This window comes from Klenkia soli (assembly GCF_900103975.1).
GTDB lineage: Bacteria > Actinomycetota > Actinomycetes > Mycobacteriales > Geodermatophilaceae > Klenkia > Klenkia soli.
On sequence record NZ_FNIR01000004.1, the window covers coordinates 1 to 25,373 of the forward strand.

Annotated in this window: 23 protein-coding genes; 10 read left to right on the forward strand and 13 right to left on the reverse strand. The window is 73.5% G+C overall.

What is annotated here, in order from left to right; translation table 11 throughout:
• The 4 genes from BLS67_RS06800 to BLS67_RS06815 form a co-directional block, all read right to left on the reverse strand.
• On the reverse strand, nucleotides 1–835 hold an 835-nt coding region (locus BLS67_RS06800), incomplete at its 3' end, for a hypothetical protein (protein WP_207500386.1).
• Nucleotides 832–1,356, reverse strand: coding sequence for a hypothetical protein (locus BLS67_RS06805; protein WP_091242048.1), 525 nt, complete (start codon nucleotides 1,354–1,356; stop codon nucleotides 832–834). The genes BLS67_RS06800 and BLS67_RS06805, both read right to left, overlap by 4 nt.
• Nucleotides 1,357–1,697: 341 nt before the next feature.
• Nucleotides 1,698–2,999: a hypothetical protein gene (locus BLS67_RS06810; RefSeq protein ID WP_131801688.1), complete on the reverse strand. Its 1,302-nt coding sequence runs from the start codon at nucleotides 2,997–2,999 to the stop codon at nucleotides 1,698–1,700.
• A complete protein-coding gene (locus tag BLS67_RS06815; RefSeq protein WP_091242055.1) occupies nucleotides 2,996–4,060 on the reverse strand; it encodes a glycosyltransferase family 2 protein in 1,065 nt (354 codons plus the stop codon). Before BLS67_RS06815 ends, BLS67_RS06810 begins: the two co-directional genes overlap by 4 nt.
• A 123-nt stretch (nucleotides 4,061–4,183) precedes the next feature.
• Here BLS67_RS06815 and BLS67_RS06820 point away from each other — a divergent pair, with 123 nt between their 5' ends.
• Complete coding sequence (locus BLS67_RS06820) at nucleotides 4,184–5,275, forward strand: UDP-N-acetylglucosamine 2-epimerase (RefSeq protein ID WP_091242058.1); 1,092 nt, start codon at nucleotides 4,184–4,186, stop codon at nucleotides 5,273–5,275.
• A gap of 45 nt (nucleotides 5,276–5,320) precedes the next feature.
• On the opposite strand, the gene BLS67_RS06825 is transcribed toward BLS67_RS06820, so the two are convergent.
• The 3 genes from BLS67_RS06825 to BLS67_RS06835 are packed head-to-tail and all read right to left on the reverse strand — an operon-like array spanning nucleotide 5,321 to nucleotide 7,997.
• Nucleotides 5,321–6,316, reverse strand: a complete 996-nt coding sequence (locus tag BLS67_RS06825) for a Gfo/Idh/MocA family protein (protein ID WP_091242999.1) — start codon at nucleotides 6,314–6,316, stop codon at nucleotides 5,321–5,323.
• Complete coding sequence (locus BLS67_RS06830; protein ID WP_242653872.1) at nucleotides 6,316–7,407, reverse strand: DegT/DnrJ/EryC1/StrS family aminotransferase; 1,092 nt, start codon at nucleotides 7,405–7,407, stop codon at nucleotides 6,316–6,318. The genes BLS67_RS06825 and BLS67_RS06830 overlap by 1 nt, the downstream gene beginning before the upstream one ends.
• Nucleotides 7,404–7,997, reverse strand: coding sequence for an acyltransferase (locus tag BLS67_RS06835; RefSeq protein ID WP_091242064.1), 594 nt, complete (start codon nucleotides 7,995–7,997; stop codon nucleotides 7,404–7,406). The genes BLS67_RS06830 and BLS67_RS06835 overlap by 4 nt, the downstream gene beginning before the upstream one ends.
• Nucleotides 7,998–8,281: 284 nt before the next feature.
• Here BLS67_RS06835 and BLS67_RS23185 point away from each other — a divergent pair, with 284 nt between their 5' ends.
• Genes BLS67_RS23185 through BLS67_RS06845 form a run of 3 tightly spaced genes read left to right on the forward strand, consistent with a single transcriptional unit; the run spans nucleotide 8,282 to nucleotide 11,489 of the window.
• A complete protein-coding gene (locus tag BLS67_RS23185) occupies nucleotides 8,282–10,204 on the forward strand; it encodes a DUF6541 family protein (protein WP_109504726.1) in 1,923 nt (640 codons plus the stop codon).
• Nucleotides 10,201–11,049 carry a glycosyltransferase family 2 protein gene (locus tag BLS67_RS23190; RefSeq protein WP_207500388.1) on the forward strand — a complete coding sequence of 283 codons (849 nt, stop codon included), beginning with the start codon at nucleotides 10,201–10,203 and terminating at the stop codon, nucleotides 11,047–11,049. Before BLS67_RS23185 ends, BLS67_RS23190 begins: the two co-directional genes overlap by 4 nt.
• Nucleotides 11,046–11,489 (forward strand): DUF2304 domain-containing protein, encoded by a 444-nt coding sequence (locus BLS67_RS06845; protein WP_091242069.1) that lies wholly within the window; start codon nucleotides 11,046–11,048, stop codon nucleotides 11,487–11,489. Before BLS67_RS23190 ends, BLS67_RS06845 begins: the two co-directional genes overlap by 4 nt.
• A gap of 23 nt (nucleotides 11,490–11,512) precedes the next feature.
• Here the strand turns inward: BLS67_RS06845 and BLS67_RS06850 are convergent, their stop codons facing one another.
• Both BLS67_RS06850 and glf read right to left on the reverse strand, forming a co-directional pair.
• The gene (locus tag BLS67_RS06850; RefSeq protein WP_091242071.1) at nucleotides 11,513–13,459 is read right to left on the reverse strand and encodes a glycosyltransferase; all 1,947 of its coding nucleotides are present in this window, start codon (nucleotides 13,457–13,459) and stop codon (nucleotides 11,513–11,515) included.
• 5 nt (nucleotides 13,460–13,464) lie between these two features.
• Nucleotides 13,465–14,652: a UDP-galactopyranose mutase gene (gene glf / locus BLS67_RS06855; protein WP_091242074.1), complete on the reverse strand. Its 1,188-nt coding sequence runs from the start codon at nucleotides 14,650–14,652 to the stop codon at nucleotides 13,465–13,467.
• A 63-nt stretch (nucleotides 14,653–14,715) separates the two neighbouring features.
• Here glf and BLS67_RS06860 point away from each other — a divergent pair, with 63 nt between their 5' ends.
• The 4 genes from BLS67_RS06860 to BLS67_RS06875 all read left to right on the forward strand — a co-directional run bounded on the left by BLS67_RS06860 (nucleotide 14,716) and on the right by BLS67_RS06875 (nucleotide 19,881).
• On the forward strand, nucleotides 14,716–15,630 hold the full coding sequence (locus tag BLS67_RS06860) for a glycosyltransferase family 2 protein (protein ID WP_091242077.1): 915 nt from the start codon (nucleotides 14,716–14,718) through the stop codon (nucleotides 15,628–15,630).
• Nucleotides 15,627–16,718: a mannose-1-phosphate guanylyltransferase gene (locus BLS67_RS06865; protein ID WP_091242080.1), complete on the forward strand. Its 1,092-nt coding sequence runs from the start codon at nucleotides 15,627–15,629 to the stop codon at nucleotides 16,716–16,718. The genes BLS67_RS06860 and BLS67_RS06865 overlap by 4 nt, the downstream gene beginning before the upstream one ends.
• A gap of 18 nt (nucleotides 16,719–16,736) precedes the next feature.
• Nucleotides 16,737–17,663 carry a DNA-3-methyladenine glycosylase family protein gene (locus BLS67_RS06870; RefSeq protein ID WP_091242085.1) on the forward strand — a complete coding sequence of 309 codons (927 nt, stop codon included), beginning with the start codon at nucleotides 16,737–16,739 and terminating at the stop codon, nucleotides 17,661–17,663.
• A 127-nt stretch (nucleotides 17,664–17,790) separates the two neighbouring features.
• On the forward strand, nucleotides 17,791–19,881 hold the full coding sequence (locus BLS67_RS06875; protein ID WP_131801689.1) for an acyltransferase family protein: 2,091 nt from the start codon (nucleotides 17,791–17,793) through the stop codon (nucleotides 19,879–19,881).
• A gap of 7 nt (nucleotides 19,882–19,888) precedes the next feature.
• Here BLS67_RS06875 and BLS67_RS06880 read toward each other — a convergent pair whose 3' ends face one another.
• Both BLS67_RS06880 and rfbA read right to left on the reverse strand, forming a co-directional pair.
• Nucleotides 19,889–20,500 carry a dTDP-4-dehydrorhamnose 3,5-epimerase family protein gene (locus tag BLS67_RS06880; protein WP_091242090.1) on the reverse strand — a complete coding sequence of 204 codons (612 nt, stop codon included), beginning with the start codon at nucleotides 20,498–20,500 and terminating at the stop codon, nucleotides 19,889–19,891.
• On the reverse strand, nucleotides 20,497–21,360 hold the full coding sequence (gene rfbA, locus BLS67_RS06885) for a glucose-1-phosphate thymidylyltransferase RfbA (RefSeq protein ID WP_091242093.1): 864 nt from the start codon (nucleotides 21,358–21,360) through the stop codon (nucleotides 20,497–20,499). Before rfbA ends, BLS67_RS06880 begins: the two co-directional genes overlap by 4 nt.
• A 36-nt stretch (nucleotides 21,361–21,396) precedes the next feature.
• On the opposite strand from rfbA, the gene rfbB reads away from it, so the two are divergent.
• Both rfbB and rfbD read left to right on the forward strand, forming a co-directional pair.
• On the forward strand, nucleotides 21,397–22,392 hold the full coding sequence (gene rfbB / locus BLS67_RS06890) for a dTDP-glucose 4,6-dehydratase (RefSeq protein WP_091242097.1): 996 nt from the start codon (nucleotides 21,397–21,399) through the stop codon (nucleotides 22,390–22,392).
• Nucleotides 22,389–23,270 carry a dTDP-4-dehydrorhamnose reductase gene (rfbD, locus tag BLS67_RS06895; RefSeq protein ID WP_091242101.1) on the forward strand — a complete coding sequence of 294 codons (882 nt, stop codon included), beginning with the start codon at nucleotides 22,389–22,391 and terminating at the stop codon, nucleotides 23,268–23,270. Before rfbB ends, rfbD begins: the two co-directional genes overlap by 4 nt.
• Here the strand turns inward: rfbD and BLS67_RS06900 are convergent.
• Both BLS67_RS06900 and cofD read right to left on the reverse strand, forming a co-directional pair.
• Complete coding sequence (locus tag BLS67_RS06900) at nucleotides 23,236–24,315, reverse strand: coenzyme F420-0:L-glutamate ligase (protein WP_242653873.1); 1,080 nt, start codon at nucleotides 24,313–24,315, stop codon at nucleotides 23,236–23,238. The genes rfbD and BLS67_RS06900 overlap by 35 nt on opposite strands.
• Complete coding sequence (cofD, locus tag BLS67_RS06905; RefSeq protein WP_091242108.1) at nucleotides 24,308–25,258, reverse strand: 2-phospho-L-lactate transferase; 951 nt, start codon at nucleotides 25,256–25,258, stop codon at nucleotides 24,308–24,310. The genes BLS67_RS06900 and cofD overlap by 8 nt, the downstream gene beginning before the upstream one ends.
• Between the last annotated feature and the right edge of the window lie 115 nt (nucleotides 25,259–25,373).

The following is a 25,373-nucleotide window of genomic DNA, read 5'->3' on the forward strand; positions in this document are numbered from 1 at the left end:
GGGACTGGGTGCTGCCGAACCAGTCGGTGAAGTAGAGCCAGAAGTTGCGGTTGCCGTAGGCGGAGCAGGTGTCGCCGTTGCCGTAGCCGGCGCCGAGGGCGGCGGCGTTGGGTCGGTAGGGGGTGTAGTTGTAGAGGCCGGCGGTGGCCTGGTTGGCGATGTAGACCTGGCTGGTGCCGCAGCTGGCGGTGGGGGACCACTGGATGGTGTTGGTCTGGCCGGCGCGGTAGGAGTAGTTGCGGGGGTAGGTGGCGTAGCGCTGGTACTGGCGGGCTGCGGAGTAGACCTGGTTGTAGAACCCGTAGTACTGGGTGTCGCAGGCGGCGGTGTCGGGGCAGCCCATGCCGGCGGCGATCTGGTAGCGGCGGGCGGTGAGGCTCGAGCCGCTGGCGGTGACGAGTGCTTGTTCCTTCTGGAGGAGCACGAGCAGGACCTTGGGGCTGATGCCGCAGGCCTGGCCGACCTTCCAGATGATCATGCCGGGGGTCTCGCCGGTGGCGCCGGTGTAGCTGCCGGTGCAGATGCCGTCGGGGGCGCGGGTGGTGGTGTTCTCGCGGTAGTCCTTGAGGCAGGGGATGCCGGCGCTGGAGGCGACGCAGCTGCGTCCCTTGGCGGCGATGAAGTCCTGGACCTGCTGGGCGGTGAGGGCGTTGGCGTCGAAGAACATGCCGTCGCTGATGATGTTGCCCGGGTCGAACTGGGAGACGTCGGCCGCCAGCTCGAGCTCCGGCGCGGTCTGGTCCGAGGTGGGCACGGCGCCCAGCAGGCCGGCGACGACGCAGAGCAGGGTCAGGGCGTGGACGACGTGCCGCCCCGCCTCCTGGATGCGCGTCACGGGACCACGACCTCGTCGACGGCGGAGGACCCGCTGGCGGTGTCGGAGCTGTAGGCCAGCTCGACGTCCCAGGTCCCCGAGGCCAGACCGGTGCCCGTCTCCAGGAGCCCGCACGAGGTCGTCGTGGCGTCCGCCGAGGCCACCGTGGTCACGACGACGTCGTCCTGGCCCTCCCGCCGCAGCGTCAGGGTGCAGGTGCCGCCGTCCTGGATGACCCCCGAGACGAAACCGTTGGCCTGGACCGTCCCGGTGTCGGACTGGAACTGCGCGTAGGTCAGGACGACCTGCACCTCCGGTTGCCCCGTCCCGGCGTCCTCGCTCGACGCCGGGTCGACGGGGAGGCCGGCGGCAGGCGGGTCCGTCGCCACGGTCGTGGGCTCCGGCCCGATGCTGTAGGAGGCGTAGGGCGTGGGGGTGGTGGCGGCTGCGTCGACCGAGGAGGTGCCGCCCCCCGTGAGGTGGGTGACGACCAGGAAGGCCGCGGCTGCCACGGCCACCGCTCCGAGCAGGAGCAGCACCACCGGACGGACGGAGGGCCGGCGAGGGGATCGGGGCACAGGGGGCTCGCTTCTCGGTACGCAGGGATGGCGGGGCGCCGCGCCTGGCTCGACCACCGAGACCAGGCATCCGGTGGTGCCGGGCGACTCCCCGGTCGCGGTCCCGATCCACGCCGATCACCCGCAGGTGGGACGCGGCGATCGGGGTCGACCGGTCGCGCACAACTCTAGGGATCGTGAACGTCCCGTCACAGGTGCAGCGACGACAAGACCACCTGCGCAGCACGGCACTTTGTGCGCCCGGTCCCGGATGACACGCGGGCCGCGAGGCCTCCTCCGCCCCACCCGCCCCAGCGGGCCCGCGGTCAGGTGCCGGCGGGCGGCGCCGACCCGTCCGCGGACCCGACGGGCGACGTGGCAGCCAGTCGGTGCACCGCCGGGAGGGCGCAGGCAAGTGCCGCCACCGGTCCCACCATCGCACCCACGGCGGTGGTGGCCACGACGTCCAGCGGGCTCAGCAGCAACCAGCCGACGGTGGCGCCGACGGCCACGGCCCACACCGCGATCATGCGGCGATGGGCCGACAGCGCGATCAGGGTGGCCGACAGCAGCTGGGTCCAGGCCAGCAGGCAGGCCGACAGCACGAGCAGGGCCATGGCACCGGACGGGACGTCGTAGTCCGGGCCGTAGACCAGCCGCACCGCCCACGGGCCGAGCAGACCGCCGAGCAGCGCACCGACCGCACCCAGCGCCAGCGTCGCGAGCGTGCCGAGCACCAGCATGCGGCGCAGTGCCGTCGTCCCCTCGCGGCCCGGTTGCTCGCGGGTGCGCACCACGAAGGGGACGGCGAGGGCCTGCACCGGCGAGATGAGCAGCAGCGGGACCCGCGACACGGTGAGCGCGGCGAAGACGGCGCCGCCGGCGGCGCCGGGTGCCCCGCTGCCGAGGGCGGTCACGAGGGTGGGGAACCCGGTGATGACGCTCGCGATGAGGCCGGCACCGGCCATCAGCGAGACCGCCCTGACCAGCGCCGGCCGCCAGTCCGACCGCGGCACGCGGCCGCGCGGCAGCACCGACCCGGCGCGGCGGGCCCAGGCCAGCCACGCGAAGGACCCCACCCCGACGGCGACGACCGCCGTCTGCAGGTCCAGCCGGGCCAGCGCCAGGAGGGCGAGCAGGACGACCAGCCGGCTCAGGGCCTCGGCGACCACGAGGCGTCCGTAGCCGCGCACGTCCCCGGACCCGACCAGCAGCCCGCGGACGGCGAACTGCGCGGCGAACCCCAGGGCGGCCGCGAGCACGACCACGCCGAAGACGACCTCCTCGCGCCCGAAGAGCCGTTCGCCGACGGCGGGGACGAGCGTGAGCGCGGCCACCACCCCGGCCACCAGCGCCGCCGCGGTGGTCACCGCGGCGGCCGCCGGTCCGGTGCGCGGCCCGGCCTGGGCGGCGTCCCGCGCGGCTTCCTGCTCGATGGTCGACAGCGAGGAGCCCAGCCCGAACACGACGCCCCACACGGCGACGAAGACCCCGAAGTCGGCCGGGCTCAGCCCGCGCCCGACGAGGGCGAGCAGGCCGTACCCGGCTGCGCTGGCCACCGCGATGGCCAGCCCGGTGCGCGCGACGTCGGACCGTCCCCCGGCCACCCGCCCGGCCGGGCGGCTCATCCGGCCGACCGGGTACGCCCCGGGCGCAGGCGGCTGCGGGCCGCCAGCAGCAGGCCGCGCAGCACACCGGCGCCGAAGCTCAGCACGAAGACCGGCGTCAGCACGGCGCCGGCGGTGATCTCGTCCCGGCTGCCCCCGACCCGGGCGACGACCGCGGGCACGGCCACCGTCACCGCGCCCAGCCCGGCCGCACCCAGGGCCGGCCGGCGCACCCCCAGGACGGCGAGGGCACCGCCGGCACCGAGCGCCGCGAGCAGGGCCCGCCGCACGGGCCCGGGCTGACCCAGGTAGCCGTCGACGAACGTCGTGCCGCGGAACCAGCACTGCTTCACGAAGCCGCGGGCGCCCTGCTTGCCGTGGTAGTCGAAGCGGAAGTCCGGCGTCAGCCAGATCGGCGTGCGGCCGGCGATGTGGCGCAGCAGCCGGGTGTCGTCGCTGGCGAGGTCGGGGTCGTCGTAGAGCGAGCTGAAGCTGTCACCGGCCTCGGCCAGCACCTCGCGGGGGAGCAGCAGGCAGCCGGTGCCCTTGGGGTAGGCGTCGAACTCCTCGGCGCCGAAGGAGACCAGCCGGGGGGCCGAGGTGTACCGGCGCCAGCCGATCTTCACCAGGCCGGACCAGTAGGCCGCGAACAGGTTGCCGTCGGTGGCGACGTCGACGTGGCCGCACCACACCACCCGGCGGGAGTCCTCGGCGACGGCGGCGCGCACCCACGAGAGCGCCTCGGGGGCCGTGATGACCCGGCTGTCGAGCAGCAGGACCCAGGGTTCCCGGGTGCGGGCGACGCCGGTCGCCCGGGCGGTCAGCCGGCCGGCGTTGGGTTGGTGCACGACGGTGAAGCCGTGCTCCGCAGCCAGCTCGGCCAGCACCTGCGGGGTGTCGTCGGTGCTGCCGTCGTCGACGACCACCAGGTCGAGGGGCAGGGCGGCGTGCTCGGCCGAGACGACCAGGGCCTCGATGCACGTGCGGATCCAGGTCTGCTCGTTGAACACCGGGACGACGACGCTGAGCGCCTCGAGCGGGGGCGGCGGGGTGACCGGGGCGGACGTCGTCGAGGTCGCCATGGCACCGAGGTTAGCGGAGCGGCGGGTGCGTCCTCGGCCACCGGACCGCTCCGCACCGTGACCGGGGTGCTCCACAGCGGTCACCTATTGTGCCCGGATGACGTCACAGGCGAGAGGCACCCGATGATCGCGTTCGTCGTCGGCACCACGGCAGAGCTCATCAAGGTGGCCCCGGTCTTCCACGAGCTCACCTCGCGCGGCAGGTCCTGCGAGATCTGGTACACCGCCCAGCACGTCGAGGAGCTGGGCGAGGCGCTGGTCGACCTGTCGCTGCCGGCACCCACCGAGTGGCTGGTGCCCGAGGCCGGCGCGGGCAACCTGGCCCGGCCCGTGGACGTCCCGCGCTGGGGTGCCCGCCTGGCCGCCACCGTCTGGCGGAACCGGGCCCGCCTGCGCGCTCGGCTGCGGGCAGACGGCCGGCGCCCGGTGGTCCTCGTGCACGGGGACACCTTCACGGCGCCGCTGGGTGCGGTGATCGGGCGGTTGCTCGGGGCCCGGGTCGGCCACGTGGAGGCCGGGATGCGCAGCCACAACCTGCGGCACCCCTTCCCCGAGGAGGTCAACCGCCGGCTGGCCGCGCGTGTCGTGGACGTGCACTTCGCGCCGACCGACGTGGAGGCCGAGAACCTGAGGGGCCGTCGCGGAGCGGTGGTCACCACGGGGGCCAACACCGTGGTGGACGCCGTCCGGTACGCGTTGGACCGGCCGGCCCCGCCGGCCGTGCAGCTCCCCGCGGAATACGCGGTCGCCACCCTGCACCGCTTCGAGCTGGTGCGCGACGAGGCGCTGTACCGGCAGGCGTTGGAGATCCTGGCCGAGCACTCGGCGCGGATCCCGATCGTGTACTTCGCCGGCGCCTCGGAGCGGGAGCGGCTGGCCCAGTACGACCTGCTGGGCCTGTTCGGCGACCGGTTCCGGATCGAGGACAAGCTCAGCTACGTGCACTTCATGCCGGTGCTGGCCGGCGCCCGGTTCGTGGTCACCGACAGCGGTGGCCTGCAGCAGGAGACCAGCCACCTGGGCATCCCGGCGGCGATCCACCGCGCGCACACCGAGATCCTCGCCGGCGAGGGCGAGACGATGGTGCTCACCCGGTTGCAGCCCGACCGGCTGCGCGCCTTCCTGGCGGACCCGGAGCGCTACCGCTCGCCGGGGACCATGGACCGCTACTGGCCCAGCCGGGTCATCGCCGACGCGGTCGACACGCTCTTCTGAGACCACCCGGACGGCGCCCGCCGCGCGGGTGCCGTCCGGGGCGCGTCAGTCCCGGCGGAGGTCGACGGTGGTGCCGGTGCGGGCCGACTCCAGCGCGGCCTCGGCCACCTGGAGGGTGTGCAGGCCCTCGCGCATGGTCACGATCCGCTGGTCGAGACCGAGGATGGCGTCCCGGAAGGCCTCGTGCTCCAGCAGCAGCGGCTCCCGCTTGGCCAGGGCGTAGCGGATGCTGTCGCCCTCGGTGACCCCGCGGAAGGACGTGATCGACTCCCACTCGGTCAGGAAGGTCCCGTTGGCGTAGAAGGTCAGGTCCGCGCTCGCGGTGTCCGCGACCAGAGCGCCCTTCTCGCCGGTGACCGTCGTGGTGCGGACCTTGAGCGGGGACAGCCAGTTGACCAGGTGGTTGGTGATGATCCCGTTGGTCAGCACACCGGTGGCCGCCACCATGTCCTCGTGCTGGCGGCCGCTGCGGTGCGCGGTGCGGGCGCTGATGGAGCGGTAGTCGCTCTGCGCGACCCACACCGTGAGGTCGATGTCGTGGGAGGCGAGGTCCTTGATCACCCCGACGTCGGCGATGCGGCCCGGGAAGGGGCCCTGCCGCTGGGTGGCGATCTGGTAGATCTCGCCCAGCTGGCCGTCCTCGATGCGCTTGCGCATCTCCTGCAGGGCCGGGTTGAACCGCTCGATGTGCCCCACGGCACCGACCAGCCCGGCGGCCTCGAAGGCCTCCGCCAGGCGCAGCCCTGCCGTGCCGTTCTCGGCGATCGGCTTCTCGATCATCGTGTGCACGCCGGCGGCGGCCAGCTCCAGGCCGACCCGTTCGTGCTCGGCGGTCGGCACGGCCACGACCGCCATGTCGATGGCGGCGTCCAGCAGGTGCTGCACCTGGCGCCCGACGGCGAGGTCACCGGCCACGCCGAAGGAGTCGCCGACGGCGTCGACGACGGCGACCAGCTGGACACCGTCCAGCTGGCGCAGCAGACGGGCGTGGTGCCGGCCCATCGAGCCCAGGCCGATGAGGCCCGCGCGGAGGTCGGCCATCACGCACCGGCCCGGGCGACGGTGTTCACGGCCTGCACGACGCGGTCGAGGTCGTCGGCCGACAGGGAGGGGTGCACGGGCAGGGAGATGACCTCGCGCGCGGCCTTCTCGGTCTCCGGCAGGTCCAGGTCCAGGGCGAAGCTGGCCAGCCGGTGGTTGGGCACCGGGTAGTAGACGCCGCTGCCTACGCCGTGCTCCTCGCGCAGCGCCTGGACCATGCGGTCACGGTCGCCGGACACCCGCACCGTGTACTGGTGGTAGACGTGCGTCGCGCCGGGGCGGACCGTGGGGGTGACCACGCCCTCGAGGTGGGCGTCGAGGTAGGCGGCGTTGCTCTGCCGGGTGGCGGTCCAGGCAGGCAGCCGGCCCAGCTGCACACGGCCGATCGCGGCGTGGATGTCGGTCATGCGGTTGTTCAGGCCCACGACCTCGTTCTGGTACTGCGCGGCCATGCCCTGGTTGCGCAGCAGGCGGATCTTGCGGGCCACCTCGCCGTCGCAGCTGACCATGCCGCCCTCGCCCGAGGTCATGTTCTTGGTCGGGTAGAGGCTGAACATCGCGAACGTGCCGAAGGTGCCCACGGCTCGGCCGTCCTGGGCGGCGCCGTGCGCCTGGGCGGCGTCCTCGAACAGCGCCAGTCCGTGGCGCTCGGCCACCGCCGCCAGGCCGGCCACGTCGGCGGGGTGGCCGTACAGGTGGACCGGCATGATCGCCGCGGTGCGGTCGGTCACCACGGACTCGACCGAGGCGGGGTCCAGGCAGAAGGACACCGGGTCGATGTCGGCGAAGACGGGGGTGGCCCCGGTGAGGGCCACCGAGTTCGCGGTCGCCGCGAAGGTGAAGGAGGGGACGACGACCTCGTCGCCGGGGCCGATGCCGGCGGCGAGCAGGCCCAGGTGCAGGCCCGAGGTGCCGGAGTTCACGGCCACGGACTCGCGGCCCTGGACGAGCGCGTCGGCGAACTCCTGCTCGAAGGCGGCCACCTCGGGGCCCTGGGCCATCATCCCCGAGCGCAGCACGCGGTCCACCGCAGCGCGCTCGTCGTCCCCGATCAGCGGCTTGGCCACGGGGATCATGGGCGGTGTCGTCACGGGGTGACCTCTCTGATGGTGTCGTCTGCTGTCTGGAAGGTCTGCCCGGTCACCGGGCACACCAGGAGGTCACCCTCCTCCCGCAGCCGGGCACCGGCGTAGCCGACCCAGCCGATCCGGCGGGCCGGGACGCCGACGACCAACGCGTGCGCCGGCACGTCACGGGTGACCACGGCGCCGGCGGCGACCATCGACCAGGCGCCGATGCGGACGGGGGCGACGCAGACCGCGCGGGCGCCGATCGAGGCGCCGGTGTCGACCGTGACCCCGACGGCCGTCCACTCGGCCGCGCTCTTGGCGCTGCCGTCGGGGTTCATCGCCCTGGGGTACTGGTCGTTGGTCAGCACTGCCGCGGGGCCGACGAACACCCCGTCGCCCAGCACCGCGGGGTCGTAGACGAGCGCGTAGTTCTGCACCTTGCAGCTGTCCCCGAGACGGACCCCGGTGCCGATGTAGGCACCCCGGCCGACCACGCAGTCGCGGCCCAGCCGGGCACCTTCGCGGACCTGGGCGAGGTGCCACACCGACGAGCCCTCACCGACCTCCACGTCGGTCGCGACGTCGGCGGAGGGTTCGATGCGTGGCGCCATGGATGTCGCGTACCTCCCGCTGGGGTCCTGCTGCCGACCGGGCGAGGGTAACCCAGTGCCCGCGGTGGCTCCGGGGACGTGGCAAGGTCGTGGCCCGAACGGGCCGCCCAGCGGTCGCTCGGCGTGCCGATCACGGTCGGTCGCCGGCCCATTGCGCCTCGTCGGTCACACCGCGCGCACCCGTCTCGCGGATGCGCCCACCTGCGGGGCTGCGTTCCGTCACCGACCTATCGTCGGCGAGGTGCCGCCCGGAATCGGCACACCACCGCCTAGCAAGGGATCCCATGATCGTCGTCCTCCTCCTGCTCGTCGTCGTCCCCGGTGCGCTGATCTGCGCGGCCGCAGGGGTGCGGGGATGGCGGCTCGCGGGGGTGGCGCCGGCGGCCACGTTCGGCGCGGCTGCGGTGGGCGGCCCCGCGCTGGGGGCGGTGGGCATCCGGTGGGACCTGTGGAGCTACGCCGGCTGGACCCTCCTGCTCGTCGCGGTCGTCGCCGCTGTCGCCTGGCTGGTGCGCCGCCGGCGGCCGGCCGTGGACGGGACGACGGCGGGCCAGGGCGTCGGGACCGCCGGCGACGAGCTGCCCCGGCAGCGGGCCCGCTGGGAGCACCTGCTCGTGGGCGGCGGCGTGGCCCTGGGCATGGCCGTGGGGGCAGCTGTGTTCCTCCGCGCCAGCCGCGGCCTGTCGGCCATCGCGCAGGACTTCGACGCCCCGTTCCACGCCAACGCCGTGCGCTGGATCGCCGAGCACGGCGAGGCGGTCCCCGCGTCGATCGCCCCCATCGCCAACCTGGCCGAGGGGACGCCGTACTTCTACCCGATCACCTACCACTCGGTGCTGGCCCTGCTGGTGCAGGTGGGTTCGGATCCCTCCTACGCGCTGAACGCCGGGGCCCTGCTGGTCACGCTGGCCTGGCCGCTGGGCATCGCCGCGCTGGGGATGAGCTGGCGGGTGCCGGCGCCCGTGGTGGCGGTGGCGGCCACGGTGAGCACCTGGTTCACGGCCTTCCCCTACGACTCCCTGTTCCGCGGACCGCTCTGGCCGTACGTGGCCGGTCTGGCACTGCTGCCGGGGGTGCTGGCCGTCGCGCGGATGCTGGTGGACCGGTCTCCCGTGGTCCCGGCCGTCGTGGCGCTCGCGCTGGGCGTCACCGGTGTGGTGGCCATGCACCCGAGCATCGCCTTCGTCGTGCTCGTGTACGCGGTGGCGCTGCTGGTCGCCTTCGTCCTGAGGCTGGAACCCGTGGTCTGGCGGGCCTCCCTGGTGCCCATGCTGGTGGGGGCCGTGCTCGCCGCGGTGCTCCTGCTGCCCGTCGTCCTGCCTGCCCGGGTGCAGAGCGGGGGTGTCCAGGCGGCCCGGTGGCCCGAGTTCGCCACGACCACCGAGGGCTTCGGCCAGGTCCTCCTCTTCTCCCCGGTCACCCTGGACGCGCAGTGGTGGCTCGGGCTGACGGCGCTGGTCGGCCTGTTCCTGCTGGTCCTGCGGCGCCGGCTGGTGTGGCTGGTGGGTGCCTTCGCCGTCTTCGGCGCCGCCTACGCCGCGACGGCGTCGATCGACAGCCCGCTGGTGAACTCGCTGTCGGGCCCGTTCTACAACGATGCGTGGCGGTTCGCCGCGCTCCTGCCGCTGGTGGGCACCTTCGCCGTCGGCGAGACCGTGGTCACCGCGGGCAGCTGGCTGGGTGCCCGGTTGCGGGTCGGGCGCCCCTGGGTGATGGCCTCCGCCGGCAGCCTCGTCGTGCTGCTGGCGGTGGCAGTGCTCGGCGACGGCGCCTACGTGCAGCGCAACGTCGACCGGTTGTCGATCAACTACGGGGACGGGCCGACCGTCTCCGCCGACGAGGTCGCGGCCTACGAGTGGCTCGGCGAGCACGTCGAGCCCGGTCAGCGCGTGATGAACGACCAGTGGGACGGCTCGGTGTGGATGTACGCCCTCGCCGGGGTCGAGCCCATGGAGTGGACCTTCTACGGCGCCCCCGCCGGGACCCCGGCCGCGATCCTCACCGCCGACCTGCACGACCTGGACACCAGCCAGCGCGTGCAGGAGGCGGTTCGCGAGGCCGACGTCCGCTACGTGGTCGTGGGGCTGGGCTTCGTGCGGGACAACGTGCGCCGCGCCCCGGGGCTCATCGGCCTGCAACGGGTCCAGGGGCTCACCGAGGTCTTCCGCAACGCCGACGCCACGATCTACGAGGTGACCCAGCCGTGAGCCCCACCACCGCCCCGCCCCGGCCCGTCCGGATCCGCGCGCGCTCCGCGGCCCAGGCCGCGCCCACGTCCCTGCCGGTCCGCTCGCCGGGGGGTGACCCCGATGCGGACACCCGGGTGCGGGAGGATCGGGGCGTGGCGGAGGCGGCGGGGCCCTGGGACGACACGGTCGTCGTCGTGCGCGTGTACAACGAGGGCCTCGTCGTGCGGGGGGTCATCGCCGAGCTGATCGCGGCCGGGCTCAAGGTCATCGCCGTGGACGACGCGAGCACGGACAACTCCGCGGAGGAGATCGACGCCGCCGGTGCCTTCCGGGTCACCCACCCGATCAACCTGGGGGCCGGGGGTGCGCTGCAGACCGGGTACGAGGCAGCGCTGCGCTTCACCGACGCCCGCTACATCGCCTGCTTCGACGCCGACGGCCAGCACCAGCTGAGCGATCTTCTCGGCATGGTCGAGAAGATCCGCACCGGCTACGACGTCGTCATGGGTTCGAGGTTCCTCGACGACCAGACGCAGATGAGCCCCTTCCGCCGGCTCATCCTGCGCAGCGCCACGAAGGTGATGAACCGGCGGGCGGGCACCAAGCTGACCGATGCGCACAACGGCCTCCGGCTCATCACCCGCGACGTCGCGGCCTCGATCCGGCTCAGCCACACCGGCATGGCCTACGCCTCCGAGCTGGAGGAGGACCTCACCCGCCCCGGCCGGCGGGTCGTCGAGCACCCGGTCCACATCCTCTACACCGACTACTCCCGCGCGAAGGGTCAGCCGCTGCTCAACAGCGTCAACATCCTGGCAGACACGTTGGCGCACCGGATCAGCGAAGGGCGGCGTCGGTCGTGATCATCAAGTGGCTGCTGATCCCGACGCTGATCGCGCTGGTCTACCTGTCGCTGCGCTCCCGGGCGTCGCTGCGTGGTCAGGCGCGCCGCAAGATCCTCGCGGTATTGACCGTGGTGGCCGGTGTGCTGGCCGTGATGTTCCCGAGCTCCACCCAGTGGCTCGCCGACCTGGTCGGGGTCACCCGCGGGTCGGACCTGCTGTTCTACGTCGTCGCCCTGGTGCTCATCTACCAGGTGGGCAGCACCGGTGTCCGTTTCCGGGAGCAGGAGACCCGCATCGTGGGCCTGGCGCGCCAGGTGGCCCTCGCCGAGGCCGAGGCGAGGATCGGTCTGCGCCCGGCCGAGTCCGACCGCGGGCACCCCATGGCCTACCGGGCCGACGGCAGCCGCGAGGTCCAGCCGGACCCGGCACCGGCAGCAGGCGCGCCGTCCGACCGGTGAACCGGCCGGACGGCGCGCGGAGCTCAGTCCCGGTCGGCCGGGATCCCGAAGGCGCGTGCCCAGCTCTCGGGTGAGGTGAGTTCACCCAGGTGCTCGCGGTACCGGGCGCTGAGCTCCGGGAACTCCCGGTACAACCGGATGTGCGTCGAGACCGAGGTCCGCAGCATCTCCCGGAACGTGCCCGGTTCGCGTCGACGGAAGGTGACGCCGCGACCGTCGGCGGTGCCCACGGTCGCGCTGTCCAGCCGGGACAGCAGGAACCACCGGGCGTCCTGCGCGCCGATGTTCATCTCGGGCACGTCCTTGGCCTGCGGCTTCGCCGGGCGGAGGTTGTGCACCAGTGCCGCCAGCAGGGTCCGCCCGATGGTCAGCGGGGTGGTGGGCGGGGTGAGGAAGCGCTCGGCCTTGATGGCGCCCATCGACGGCAGCGGCAGGTCGCTGGAGGAGGCGATCACCTGGCCGTCGGGGTAGTCACCCTGGTGCTCCAGCGCCGTGGGCAACGCCGTGGGCAGGATCGGGAACAGCCGCTCGGGGCCGGCGAGGAAGTCGTCGTAGGCCCGGTGGTGCAGCGCCGCCGTCGCGTACTGGAGCATGATCAAGAACTTCAGGTCGAACTTGAAGGTGTCCTGCAGCAACCGACCGCCACGCTTGTGCGGGGTGTGCAGGGCCGCGGCCACGAGCCGGTTGCGGGTGTGGAAGTAGGCCTGCCAGCCCGCGGTGTCGTCCTTGTCGCTCCAGGACAGGTGCCAGATCGCGACGCCGGGGAGCGTGGCGGTGGGGTAGCCGTGGGACCCGGCGCGCAGGCCGTACTCGGCGTCGTCCCACTTGATGAACAGGGGCAGGGCCAGACCGGTCCGCTCGACGACCTCGCGGGGGATCAGGCACATCCACCACCCGGTGTAGTCCACGTCGATCCGCCGGTGCAGCGCCGGGGACTTGCGCAGGGACTTCTTGGCGAAGTCGTGCGCGTACTCGGTGTTGGGCGCGGCCCGCCAGAAGAAGCGGTCACGGGCCACGATCTCACCCATGGTGTGCAGGACCGAGCGGTCCTGCAGCGTCAGCATCTGGCCGCCGACCAGCATCGGCCGCTTCGCGAAGCGGGCGAAGGCGAAGGCGCGGGCGATGCTGTCGGGCTCGAGCTCGACGTCGTCGTCGAGGAGGATGTGGTGCGTCGCGGCGGTCTGCAGCATCTCGTACATGGTCCGGGAGAAGCCGCCGCTGCCACCCAGGTTCGGTTGCTCGACCAGGCGCAGCCGGGTGCCGAGGGTCTCGGACACCTCGGCGAAGTGCCGGGCGTCGCGGACCAGCTTGTTGCCCTGGTCGGCCACGACGACGGTGTCGATCAGGTCGAGCACGGCCTGGTCGCCGGCCAGCGCCTGCAGCGCGGCGACGCAGTCGGTGGGTCGGTTGAACGTGCAGATGCCGATGCTGAGCTTGGCCTCCTGGGCGGGTGCCTGCATCGACCACCAGCCGGCCCGGTGGACCGAGACCGGCTGGTCGTCGGCGGTGACGTCGAACCAGTACCAGCCGCCGTCCTCGAACGGGGTCAGGTCGAGCTCGAACTCCAGCGTCTGCCGGTCGCCCCGGGTGGTGGTCCCGACGACGTGGATGATGCTGCCGTCGGCCTTGGAGCGGTAGACGTCGACCCGTCCCGGGCCCGAGACCTCCAGCTGCAGGACGACGGCGTCCAGCACGGTCCACCGGCGCCAGTAGCTGGCCGGGAAGGCGTTGAAGTAGGTCGCGAAGGACACCTCGTTGCCGGCGGCGACGGTCGCCTGCTCGCGGCCGGAGGACCGCACCCGCTTGGCCTTGCCCTCGTCGACGTAGAGCGAGCGGACCTTGAGCGGGTCGCCGGGCCGGGGGAGGATGACGCGCTGCAGCTGGTGCTGGGCCCGGGTGGGGGCGAGGTCGGCCGGGTCGGGATCGGACACGGTCTCGGGCGAGACGGGCGACGGTGCTGTGTCGGTCATCTGGGTCAGTCCTCCAGGCGGCCGTCGAGAGACGTGCCCTGGTCGAAGTAGGGGCGGATCCGGTTGTCGAACATGCTCAGCGCGGATCCGATGGCCATGTGCATGTCGAGGTACTTGTAGGTGCCGAGCCGACCGCCGAACAGCACGCGCTTGTCGGCGGCCTCCTTCTTCGCCAGTTCGCGGTAGGTCTCCAGCTTGGCGCGGTCCTCGGGGGTGTTCACCGGGTAGTAGGGCTCGTCGCCGGCGACGGCGTTGCGGGAGTACTCGCGCACCACCACGGTCTTGTCCGCCGGGTAGTCGCGTTCGGGGTGGAAGTGCCGGAACTCGTGGATCCGGGTGTACGGGACGTCCTCGTCGGCGTAGTTCATCACCGACGTGCCCTGGAAGTCGCCGATCGGCACGACCTCGGTCTCGAAGTCCAGCGTGCGCCAGCCCAGCTCGCCGGCCGCGTAGTCGAAGTACTTGTCGATCGGGCCGGTGAACACGGTGGGGACGTCGGCGGGCAGGGAGTCGCGGACGTCGAAGTAGTCCGTCTCCAGCCGCACCTCGATGTTCGGGTGGTCGGCCATCTTCGTCAGCCAGGCCGTGTAGCCGTCGACCGGGAGCCCTTCGTGGGTGTCGTTGAAGTACCGGTTGTCGAAGGTGTAGCGGACCGGGAGCCGGGCGATGACGGCCGCGGGCAGCTCGGTCGGGTCGGTCTGCCACTGCTTCTTCGTGTAGCCCTTGATGAAGGCCTCGTAGAGCGGGCGACCGATGAGCGAGACCGCCTTCTCCTCGAGGTTGGCCGCCTCGGCGGTGTCGATCTCGCCGGCCTGCTCGGCGACCAGCGCCCGCGCCTCGGTGGGGCTGAAGCTGCGGCCGAAGAACTCGCCCAGCGTGGCCAGGTTCATGGGCAGGGAGTACGTCTTGCCGTCGTGGATCGAGTAGACCCGGTGCACGTAGTCGGTGAAGTCGGTGAACTGGTTGACGTACTCCCAGACCCGCTCGTTCGAGGTGTGGAAGAGGTGGGCGCCGTAGCGGTGGACCTCGATGCCGGTCTCGGGCTCCGCCTCGGAGTAGGCGTTCCCGCCGATGTGGTCGCGCCGGTCGATGACCAGGACGCGCTTGTCCAGCTGCGTGGCCACCCGTTCGGCCACGGTGAGGCCGAAGAAGCCGGAGCCGACGATGACGAGGTCTGGGCTTCCTGAGGTCACGCCTCGCGACGATACCGTTGCAGCCCTGTCACAGCCCGGTCCACCCGGCTCTAGGGTCAGGGGGTGGATGCCGAGACCGACCCGCTCCGCGTCGTGGCGGTGACCTACTCCCCGGGCGCCAGCCTGGAGAGCTTCCTCGCCTCGGTGGTGACGGCGACCGGTCGACCGGTCGACGTGGTCCTGGCCGACAACGGCTCGACCGACGGGGCACCCGAGCGGGCGGCTGCTGCCCACCCGCACGTCCGCGTGCTGCACACCGGGGGCAACGTCGGCTACGGGGCCGCCGTGGACGCAGGCCTCGCGGGCGCCACCGGTCGCTACGCCCTGGTCGCCAACCCCGACGTCGAGCTCGGCCCCGGCTCGGTGGACGACCTGCTCGCGGCTGCCCGCCGCTGGCCCCGGGCAGGGGCGGTGGGGCCGGCCATCCGCACGCCCGACGGCGAGCTGTACCCCTCGGCGCGGGACCTGCCGTCGCTGTCGACCGGCGCCGGTCACGCCGCGCTGGGGTGGATCTGGCCGGCCAACCCGTGGACGGCGCGCTACCGGCGCGAGCGCGAGGCGCCCCGCGAGCGGACCGCCGGGTGGTTGTCGGGGTCGTGCTTCCTGCTCGACCTCGAGGCCTACCGTGCCGTCGGAGGGTTCGACCCGGGCTACTTCATGTACTTCGAGGACGTCGACCTCGGCGAGCGGCTGGGCCGCGCCGGGTACCTCAACGTCTACGCGCCGTCGGCCGTCGTCGTGCACGAGGGCGGGCACGCCACCCGTCGGCAGCCGCACCGCATGGCCCGGGTGCACCACACCAGCGCGCTGCGCTACCTCTCCCGGCGCTACCCCGGGGTGCGGTACGCGCCGTTGCGGCTGGCGCTCCGGGCCGGCCTGGGCGGCCGCATGCTGCTCTCCTACGTGAGCGGTCAGGTGGCCGCCGGGGCGCGCTTCCAGCGCGGAGCGGCCGAGCTGCAGCAGGATGACCACTCGTGAGGCACGCCGTGATCATGGCCGGCGGTTCCGGGACCAGGCTCTGGCCGCTGTCCCGGTCCGCCCGGCCCAAGCAGCTGCTCGACGTCGTCACCGACGAGGCCGGCGACGTGCACAGCCTGCTGGCCGAGGCGTTCACCCGGCTGCGGGCCGTGCTGCCCACCGAGCAGATCTGGGTCTGCACCGCGGCCCGCTACGGCGACCTGGTCCGCGCCGCCCTGCCCGAGCTCGGTGCCGACCGGTTGATCCTGGAGCCCGTGGCGCGGGACACCGCGAACGCGGTGGGCCTGGCCGCCGCCCTGGTGGCCGACGCCGACCCCGACGCCGAGCTCGCCGTGGTCTCCGCGGACCACGTCATCCGACCGGTCGAGCGGTTCGCGGACGCCCTGCGCACCGCCTACGACTGCCTCGCCGTCCGGCCCCGGGCACTGGTGACCCTGGGCATCACGCCGACGTCACCGGCCACCGGTTTCGGCTACGTGCAGAAGGGCGGCCCCACCGAGGTGGCCGGGGCTGCCGAGGCGGCGTCCTTCCGCGAGAAGCCCGACCTCGCCACGGCGCAGGAGTATCTGGCCTCGGGGGAGTACCTCTGGAACTCCGGCATGTTCGTCTGGCGGGCGCAGACCGTGCTCGACGCGCTCGCCGACCACCTCCCCGGGTCCGCGGAGGGCCTCGCCCGCATCGTCGCCGCGCCGGACCGCGAGGCGGCCCTGCAGGAGATCTTCCCGACCCTGCAGAAGATCAGCGTCGACTACGCCGTCCTGGAGCCCGCCGCCGCCGAGCCCGGCCGCGTGCTGGTGGTGGACCTCGACGTCGACTGGCTGGACATCGGGTCCTGGCCCGCGCTCGCGCACACCCTGGACACCGACGACGCCGGCAACGCCACCCGCGGGCTCGTCGTCGCCCTCGACAGCAGCGGCAACGTCGTGGTCTCCGACGACCCCGACCACCTGGTCGCGCTGGTCGGCGTGCGGGACAGCGTGGTGGTGCACACCGCCGACGCGACGATGGTCTGCCCGGTCGGCGAGGCCGAGCGGGTCAAGCAGCTGCTGGCCGTCGTCGAGGAGCGGTTCCCCGGCCGGTACGCCTGACCGTCCTACCCTCGAGCCGTGAGCGCAGCGACCGTCCTCCCGCGCGAGCGGACCTGGCGGCCGGACTGGCCGCTGGACGTGCGCCGGGCCCTGTCGCCGCACCGCCGCGGCACCGGCGACCCCACGCTGCAGCACGCGGCGGACGGTGCCGTGTGGCGGACGACCAGCACGCCGGAGGGCGCGGCGACGGTGCGGCTGACGGTCCGCGACGGTGACGTCCACGCGCAGGCCTGGGGTCCCGGCGCCGACTGGGCGCTGGACGTCGTGCCGCGCTGGCTCGGCGCCGACGACCGCCCCGAGGGCTTCCCCGCGCACCACCACCCGCTGGTCGAGCGGCTGCACCGCACGTCGCCCTGGCTGCGCATCGGGAGCACCGGCCGGGTCTGGGACGCCCTCGTGCCCGGGGTGCTGGAGCAGAAGGTCACCGGCATCGAGGCGCACCGCACCTGGCGGCAGCTGCTGCAGCTGGCCGGCGACCCCGCACCCGGTCCCGCACCGGCCGGCATGCGGGTGGTGCCCTCGGCCGAACGGGTCCGGGCGGTCACCGACTGGGAGTGGCACCGGTGCGGTCTGGACGGCGCCCGCCGCCGCGCGCTGCTCGCGGTGGCGGGCGTGGCGTCGCGGTTGGAGTGCGACGACCACACCGACTGCGAGGACCTCCGCCGTCGGCTCCGGTCCGTCCCCGGCATCGGGGTCTGGACGGCGGCCGAGGTGGCCCAGCGGGCCATCGGCTGCCCCGACCAGGTCAGCGTCGGCGACTACCACCTGAAGAACCTGGTCGGCTGGTCGCTGGCCGCTCGGAAGACCGACGACGCCGGCATGCTGGAGCTGCTGGAGCCCTGGCGGGGTCACCGGCAGCGGGTGATCCGGCTGCTCGAGGTCGGCGGCACCCGCCCGCCCAAGCGTGGCCCGCGGATGGCTCCCTCGGACCACCGGCGCATCTGAGCCGGGCGACGCGGAGGACCGGTACGTCTCGGAGGTCCCGGATCCGGCGGGGCGGACGTCTAGTGTGATCGGTCGAGCCCGCTCGGTCCGGGTCGGTCCGAGCCGTCGCACGTTCGCCCGGGGAGCCATGCACACGTCCACCCTGCCGGTCGCCACCCTCGCGCCGGCCCGCCGTTTCCTGCCCGAGGTGCAGGCGTTGCGGGCCGTGGCGGTGCTGCTGGTGGTGGTCTACCACCTGTGGCCCCTGCGGCTGCACGGAGGGTTCGTGGGGGTCGACGTCTTCTTCGTCATCTCGGGGTTCCTCATCACCTCGCACCTGGACCGGGAGGTCCAGCGCACCGGTCGGGTCTCCCTGCCGCAGTTCTACGCCCGCCGCGCCCGGCGACTCCTGCCGGCGTCGATGCTGGTGCTGGTGTCCACGGTGGTGGCCTCGGTGGTCTTCCTGCCCGACGGCCGGTGGGCGACGACGGCCCACGAGGTGCTGGCCAGCGCGTTCTACGTGCAGAACTGGGCGCTCGCCGACCGGGCGGTCGACTACTCGGCCCTCACCGACGCGGCGTCCCCGGTGCAGCACTTCTGGTCGTTGTCGGTCGAGGAGCAGTTCTACCTGGTCTGGCCGGGGCTCGTGCTGCTGCTCGTGGCGGTGGCCGTCCGACGCGGTCGGGCGGCGCGGTCGCTGCTGGTGCCGGGGATCGCCGTCGTCACCGCGGTGTCCTTCGCCGTCTCGGTGTGGATGACGGCCGACGACCCGGCCGCGGCGTACTTCGTCACCCCCACCCGGGTGTGGGAGCTCGGTGTCGGCGCGCTGCTGGCCCTGGTGACCGCCCGTCTCGCCGAGCGCCGGGGACGTCGCCATGCGGCGCCGGCCGCGGGGGACGCCCGGTGGCCGGTGGTCCTCCGCTGGGCGGGGATCACGGCCGTCCTGGCGGCGGCCGTCGCACTGAGCTCCGCGAGCCCGTTCCCGGGCTGGCTGGCGGCGATCCCGGTGCTGGGCACGGCTGCGGTGATCGCGGCCGGCGACGGTGGTCGGCGGGATCCGCTGCTCCGGGTGGCCGGGTGGGGTCCCGTGCAGTTCGTCGGCTCCACCTCGTACTCGATGTACCTCTGGCACTGGCCGCTGATCGTGGTGGTGCCGGTCGCGCTGGGCCGACCGATGGCGTGGACGGACAAGATCGTGCTGTTCGTGGTGGCGCTGGGCCTGGCGTGGGCGACCAAGGTGTGGGTGGAGGACCGCGGGCAGCGCTGGTCGTTCGTCGCGGTGCGACCCCGGCGGACGTTCGCGGTCACCGCCGCGGCCATGGCCGTGGTCGCCGGGCTGGCGGTCGTGCAGCTGCAGTGGTTGGACCAGCGGACGGCGGTCGCGGCGGCGCAGGTGGCCTCCGCCGAGGGCGATCCGTGCTTCGGTGCGGGTGCACTGGACCCGGCTCGGACCTGCACCGCTCCCTTCGGCCCGCCGATCTCCACCACGCTCCCGGAGGAGGAGCGTCCGTGGTTCTCCGACGACGCCTGCGACGTGGACCGGACCGGGCCGATCGAGATCGCACGGTGCCGGTGGGGGACGACGGAGCCGACCCGGCGGGTGGTGCTGGTGGGCGACTCCCACGCGGAGATGTGGCGGGGTGCCATCCACGCGCTCGCCGAGCGGGAGAACTGGGAGCTGGACGAGATCCTGCTCGGCGGCTGCCCGGCCGCGGACGCCCGGGTCGCCACCTTCGACGGATCACCGATCGACACGGGCGCGTGCCTGAACTGGGGGCAGGAGGCCACCCGGTACATCGCCGCCACGGAGCCCGACGACGTCTTCACCTCCTCCTTCGCGAGCGCCTACGGGTTCGAGGACGGCCCGGAGGCCGGCGTGCAGGGGTACGCCGACATCTGGGACACCTGGGCCGACCTGGGCGCCGCGGTCCACGTGCTGCAGGACATCCCGCGGACCGGTGGCGTGCAGATGCCCGAGTGCGTCGCCGCCCACGCCGACGACCCCGCCGCCTGCGCGACGCCCCGGGCCACGGCCTTCCCGGCGGACCCGGCCCGGGAGGCGGTCGGCCTCGCCGGGGACCGGGTGCAGTCGGTCGACCTCACCGACCGGTTCTGCGACGCGGACCGCTGCTACGCCGTCATCGGGGGCGCCCAGGTCTACTGGGACGTCAACCACATGACGGCCCTGTACAGCCGCAGCCTGGCCGACGCCGTGGGGGAGGCGACCGGCCTGGCCTGACCGGCCCTCACCGGGCGTGCTGAGCCCGCAGCTGCTCGTACCGGGCGGTGCACTGGGCCATGGTCGGCAGCAGACCCTGCTCGAGGGCCTCGGCCAGGGTGGGCGCGGCGAGGTCCTTCGCCGAGAGCGCGAACTCCACGTCCGACGGCCACGGCAGCCCCAGGTCGGGGTCCATCGGGTCGATCCCGAACTCCCGGCCCGGTGAGTACCCGGTCGAGACCAGGTAGGTGACCGAGGTGTCGTCGGCCAGCGACACGAAGGCGTGGCCCAGGCCCTCGGACAGGTACACCGCGCGGGGGCGCTCGCTGTCGAGCTCGACGGCGTCGACGACCCCGAACGTGGGGGAGCCGGCCCGGACGTCGACGACGACGTCCAGGATCTTCCCGCTGGGGCAGTAGACGTACTTGGCCTGGCCGGGGGGCACGAGTGCGAAGTGCACGCCGCGCAGGGCACCGCGCGCGGACACCGAGTGGTTGGCCTGGGCCAGGGGCAGCCCGTACCCGAGTGCCTCGGTGAGCACGTCCGCGCGGTACCACTCGGTGAACCGGCCCCGGCTGTCCCCGTGCGGCACGAGGTCCAGGACGTAGGCGTCGGGCACGCCGAGCTCGCGGATGTTCACGAGCCCAGCAGCCCGAGGAGGTAGTCGCCGTAGCCGCTCCTGGCCATCGGCGCCGCGGCCCGGCGCAGGCCGTCGTCGTCCAGCCAGCCGTTGCGCCAGGCCACCTCCTCGATGCACCCGATCTTCAGGCCCTGGCGTTCCTCGACCACCGAGACGAACTCGGTGGCCTGGCGCAGCGAGGCGAACGTGCCGGTGTCCAGCCAGGCCGTACCGCGGTCCAGGGCGGTCACCGTCAGGCGGCCCTGCCGCAGGTAGTGCTCGTTCACGGCGGTGATCTCCAGCTCGCCGCGCGCGCTGGGGCGGATGGAGCGGGCCACGTCGACCACGTCGGCGGCGTAGAAGTACAGACCGGGGACGGCGAAGGAGCTCTTCGGCGCCGCGGGCTTCTCCTCGATGGAGAGCACCCGCCCGGCGTCGTCGAACTCCACGACGCCGTAGGCCCCGGGATCGGCGACGTGGTAGGCGAACACGTGCCCGCCGTCGGGCTCGGGCAGCCGGGACAGGGCCGTGCCCAGGCCCGCGCCGTAGAAGATGTTGTCGCCCAGCACGAGGGCCACCGACTGGTCACCGATGAAGTCGGCGCCGATCACGAAGGCCTGCGCCAGCCCCTCGGGTGCCGGCTGCGTGGCGTAGTCGATGCGCATGCCCAGGCGGGAGCCGTCGCCCAGCAGGTGCTGGAACGCCCCGCTGTCGGCGGGGGTCGTGATGACGAGCACCTCGCGGACGCCGGCCATCATGAGCGTGGAGAGCGGGTAGTAGACCATCGGCTTGTCGTAGACCGGCATCAGCTGCTTGCTGACCGCCTGGGTGATGGGGAAGAGCCGGCTCCCCGTGCCCCCGGCCAGGATGATCCCGCGCATGACCGGAACCCTAGAGGCGGTCGCTACCGTCCCCCCATGCGCGTCCTCGTCACCGGCGGTGCCGGGTTCATCGGTTCCCACTACGTCCGCACGATGCTCACCGGTGGCTACCCGGGGTTCGAGGACGCCGAGGTCACCGTCCTCGACAAGCTGACCTACGCCGGGAACCTGGCCAACCTCGCCCCGGTGTCCGACGACCCGCGCTACCGCTTCGTCCGGGGCGACATCTGCTCACCCGACGACCTCGACGCCGCCCTGCCCGGGCACGACGTGGTCGTGAACTTCGCCGCGGAGTCGCACGTCGACCGCTCCATCACCGGCGCCGCGGAGTTCGTGCTGACCAACGTGCTGGGGGCCCAGCAGGTCTTCGAGGCCTGCCTGCGGCACGGCGTGGGCCGGGTCGTGCACGTGTCCACCGACGAGGTCTACGGATCCATCGACGAGGGCTCCTGGGTCGAGGACCACCTCCTCGAGCCCAACTCGCCGTACTCGGCGGCCAAGGCCGGCAGCGACCTCATCGCCCGGGCCTACGCGAAGACGTACGGGCTGGACATCTCCATCACCCGGTGCAGCAACAACTACGGGCCTTACCACTTCCCCGAGAAGGTCATCCCGCTGTTCGTCACCAACCTGCTCGACGGGCACCCGGTGCCGCTCTACGGGGTCGGCGCCAACGTGCGCGACTGGCTGTTCGTCGACGACCACTGCCGGGGCATCCAGCTCGTGGTCGAGAATGGCGCGCCGGGGGAGTACTACAACATCGGCGGCGGTCGCGAGCTGTCCAACCGGGAGCTGACCGAGCAGCTGCTCGCGGCGACCGGTCGCGACTGGAGCTACGTCGAGGAGATCGTCGACCCCCGCGGCGGCGGCCACGACAAGCGCTACTCGGTCGACTACTCCAAGACCGGCGAGCTCGGCTACGCGCCGCGGACGACGTTCGAGGACGGCCTGGCGCTGACCGTGCAGTGGTACCGGGACAACCGGGCCTGGTGGGAGCCCCTCAAGGCTGCGGCGGCGACGGCCCGGTCGTGAGCACCGCCTGGCTGGTCACCGGAGCCCGCGGGCAGCTCGGCCGTGACCTGCTGGCCGTCCTGGCCGGCCGGTCCGGCGACCAGGTCACCGCGGTCGGCCGCGCCGAGGTGGACCTCACCGACGAGGGGTCCGTCCGCGGTGCGGTCCAGTCGTGGCTGGCGGCCTCGTCGGCCGACCGGGCGGTGGTGCTCAACGCGGCCGCCTACACGGCCGTGGACGCCGCCGAGGACGACGAGGGCACGGCGCTGGTCGTCAACGGGCACGCCCCGGGCTGGCTGGCGCAGGAGCTGGCCGGGCGGGGGCGGCTGGTGCACGTGTCGACCGACTACGTCTTCGACGGCACGGCCACGCAGCCCTACCCGGTCGACACGCCGACCGCCCCGCGGTCGGCGTACGGACGCACCAAGGCCGCCGGGGAACGGGCGGTCGCGGCGGTGGACGACGACCACGCGGTGGTCCGGACCGCCTGGGTGCACAGCCGGCACGGCGGCAACTTCGTCGCCACGATGACCGGGCTCGAGGCGCAGCGGGAGACGGTCTCGGTCGTCGACGACCAGATCGGTTCACCCACCTGGTCGGCCGACCTGGCCGCCGGCCTGGTCGCCCTCGGGTCGGCCGAGGGCGACCAGCCCCGGCTGCTGCACTTCACCGACACCGGCGAGGTCAGCTGGTGCGGGCTGGCCCGGGCGGTCTTCGAGGAGCTCGGCGCCGACCCCGCGCGGGTCGTGCCGACCACCTCGGCCGCCTTCGTGCGCCCCGCGCCCCGCCCCGCCTACTCGGTCCTGGACGGCAGCGTCTGGGACGCAGCCGGCCTGACCGCGCGCCGCGACTGGCGAGCGGCGCTCAGCGAGGCGATGCGGGTGGGGTCCCGGGGATGACGGCGGGCGACCCCACCCGGAGCCGGCCGACCAGCGACGAGCCGCCGGGCGTGCCGACGGGCTCCCAGCGCGTGGCCCAGCCCTCGGCGTGCAGCTGCACCAGCGCGGCGCCCAGCAAGGCCCCCAGGTTGAGGGCGGTGGTGGTCGTCCAGGCGTCGGTCAGGTGCAGGTCGACGAGGCCGGGGTCGTCGCTGCCGTAGGCGAACACCACCGGGAACTCGGGCAGGGCCGCCGAGGCGACCCGCAACGCGGCCGCCACCGCCTCCGGCGCGCCGGCGCGGACCTCGATGCCGGTGGCCGGCGCCCGGGCGGGGACCAGGTCGCGGGTGCCGAGGGCGAAGAGGTCACCGGGACCGAGCCGGACCAGCGGCCGGGTGCCGGCGTCGTCGGCCGGGGCGGTGAACCGCAGACCGCGGACGACGGCCACGGGGACGCCGGCGAGCTTGCCCTTCACCAGGTCGGCGGCGGCGGCCAGCTCGTCGACCAGGGCCACCTGGGTGGTCTCCAGCCGGTTGCCGTGGGCGTCGACGGACCCCCGGTGGTCGACCAGCGCCGGCAGCCCGGCCGACCCGACGGCGACGTCGGTGAGCCCGTCGCGCCAGGTCCGGCCGAAGGTGTCGCTCACGACGACGGCGACGGTGACCCCCAGGAGGTCGCGCAGGTCCGACCGCAGCCGCCGTGCGGAGTCGTCGGCGTCCACGGGGAGCAGCACCAGGGTGTCGGCGGCGACGTTCGAGGCGTCGATGCCGGCGGCGGCCACCACCCACCCGTGCCGGGTCTCGACGATCTTCAGCGGCCCGCGCCGGGCCACCACCCGCACCGTCTCGGCGTCGACGGCCCGTTGCCGCACCGCCTCCCGGTCCTCGCCCGGGGCGACCCGGACCAGGTTCCCCTCGACCTTGCTGACCACCTTGGAGGTGACGACCACGACGTCGCCGTCGGCCAGCCAGGGCGCGGCACCGGCGATCGAGGTGGCCAGGTCGTCACCGGGGGCGAACTCGGGGAGCCCCGGTACCGCGTGGATCGAGAGGGTGTCGTCAGCCACGGGCGGCATTCAACGCCGCCTCCGCCATCGCCTGCGTGGTGGCGGGGTCGACCATGAGCAGGGGCACCGCCCGGACGTCGACGCCGGGGACGTCGGCGGTGTCGGTCTCGTGCACGAGCCAGCTGTCCAGCAGGCCCTCGTCGGACCGTGCGCCGTAGTGCCGGCCGACCCCCTCGGCGCTGACCTCGACCCCGATCGCGGGGAGGCAGCGGTCGGCCATCCCGCGGACGGGGGCGCCGCCGACGATCGGGGAGACCCCGACGACCCGGGCCGGGGAGGCCAGCAGGGCGGCGCGCAGGCCGGGGACGCCGAGCACGGTGCCGATGGACACGACCGGGTTCGAGGGGGCGATCAGCACCGCGTCGGCCTCGGCGAAGGCCTCGACGACCCCCGGGGCCGGGCGGGCGTCCTCGACACCCACCTGGACGAAGGCGGCCGGGTCCAGGGCGGCCCGGTGCCGGATCCACCACTCCTGGAAGTGGATGGCCTGCTGCCGGCCGGTGTCGGGGTCGGTGACCAGCACGTGGGTCTCGACCCGCTGGTCGCTCATCGGCAGCAGGGTGACCCCGGGCTGCCAGCGCTGCGCGAGGGCCAGGGTGACCTCCGACAGCGGGTAACCGGCGTCGAGCATGCGGGTGCGCACGAGGTGGGTGGCGAGGTCGCGGTCGCCGAGTCCGAACCAGGTCGGTTCGGCGCCGTAGGCAGCCAGTTCGTCCTTGACCACCCAGCTCTCGGCACGCCGTCCCCAGCCGCGCTCGGGGTCGATCCCGTCACCGAGCGTGTACATCACGGAGTCGAGGTCCGGGCAGATCCGCAGGCCGTGCAGGGTCACGTCGTCGCCGGTGTTCACGACGGCCGTGATGGTCGCGTCGGGGGCCGCGGCGCGCACCCCGGACAGGAATCGGGCTCCGCCCACTCCGCCGGCGACGACCACGATCCTCATGCACACCATGGTGCCTGATGGCAAGAGACGTTCTCGATGCCGGATCCGTGTCGGAATGATCTGGACCAACTACCGGGTGACCATGGGCAGATGTTGTGCAGGGCGGCGGCGTGTC

Coding starts and splice junctions, on each gene's coding strand:
- rfbB (WP_091242097.1), top strand. CDS start 21,397: ATGCGCGTCCTCGTCACCGGCGGTGCCGGGTTCATCGGTTCCCACTAC.
- BLS67_RS06815 (WP_091242055.1), bottom strand. CDS start 4,060: ATGGCGACCTCGACGACGTCCGCCCCGGTCACCCCGCCGCCCCCGCTC.
- BLS67_RS06850 (WP_091242071.1), bottom strand. CDS start 13,459: ATGACCGACACAGCACCGTCGCCCGTCTCGCCCGAGACCGTGTCCGAT.
- BLS67_RS06825 (WP_091242999.1), bottom strand. CDS start 6,316: ATGGCCGACCTCCGCGCGGGCCTCATCGGCCTGGGCTCGATGGGCCGG.
- BLS67_RS06835 (WP_091242064.1), bottom strand. CDS start 7,997: ATGGCGCCACGCATCGAACCCTCCGCCGACGTCGCGACCGACGTGGAG.
- rfbA (WP_091242093.1), bottom strand. CDS start 21,360: ATGCGCGGGATCATCCTGGCCGGGGGCACGGGGAGCCGGCTCTTCCCC.
- BLS67_RS06875 (WP_131801689.1), top strand. CDS start 17,791: ATGCACACGTCCACCCTGCCGGTCGCCACCCTCGCGCCGGCCCGCCGT.
- BLS67_RS06810 (WP_131801688.1), bottom strand. CDS start 2,999: ATGAGCCGCCCGGCCGGGCGGGTGGCCGGGGGACGGTCCGACGTCGCG.
- BLS67_RS06820 (WP_091242058.1), top strand. CDS start 4,184: ATGATCGCGTTCGTCGTCGGCACCACGGCAGAGCTCATCAAGGTGGCC.
- BLS67_RS23185 (WP_109504726.1), top strand. CDS start 8,282: ATGATCGTCGTCCTCCTCCTGCTCGTCGTCGTCCCCGGTGCGCTGATC.
- cofD (WP_091242108.1), bottom strand. CDS start 25,258: ATGAGGATCGTGGTCGTCGCCGGCGGAGTGGGCGGAGCCCGATTCCTG.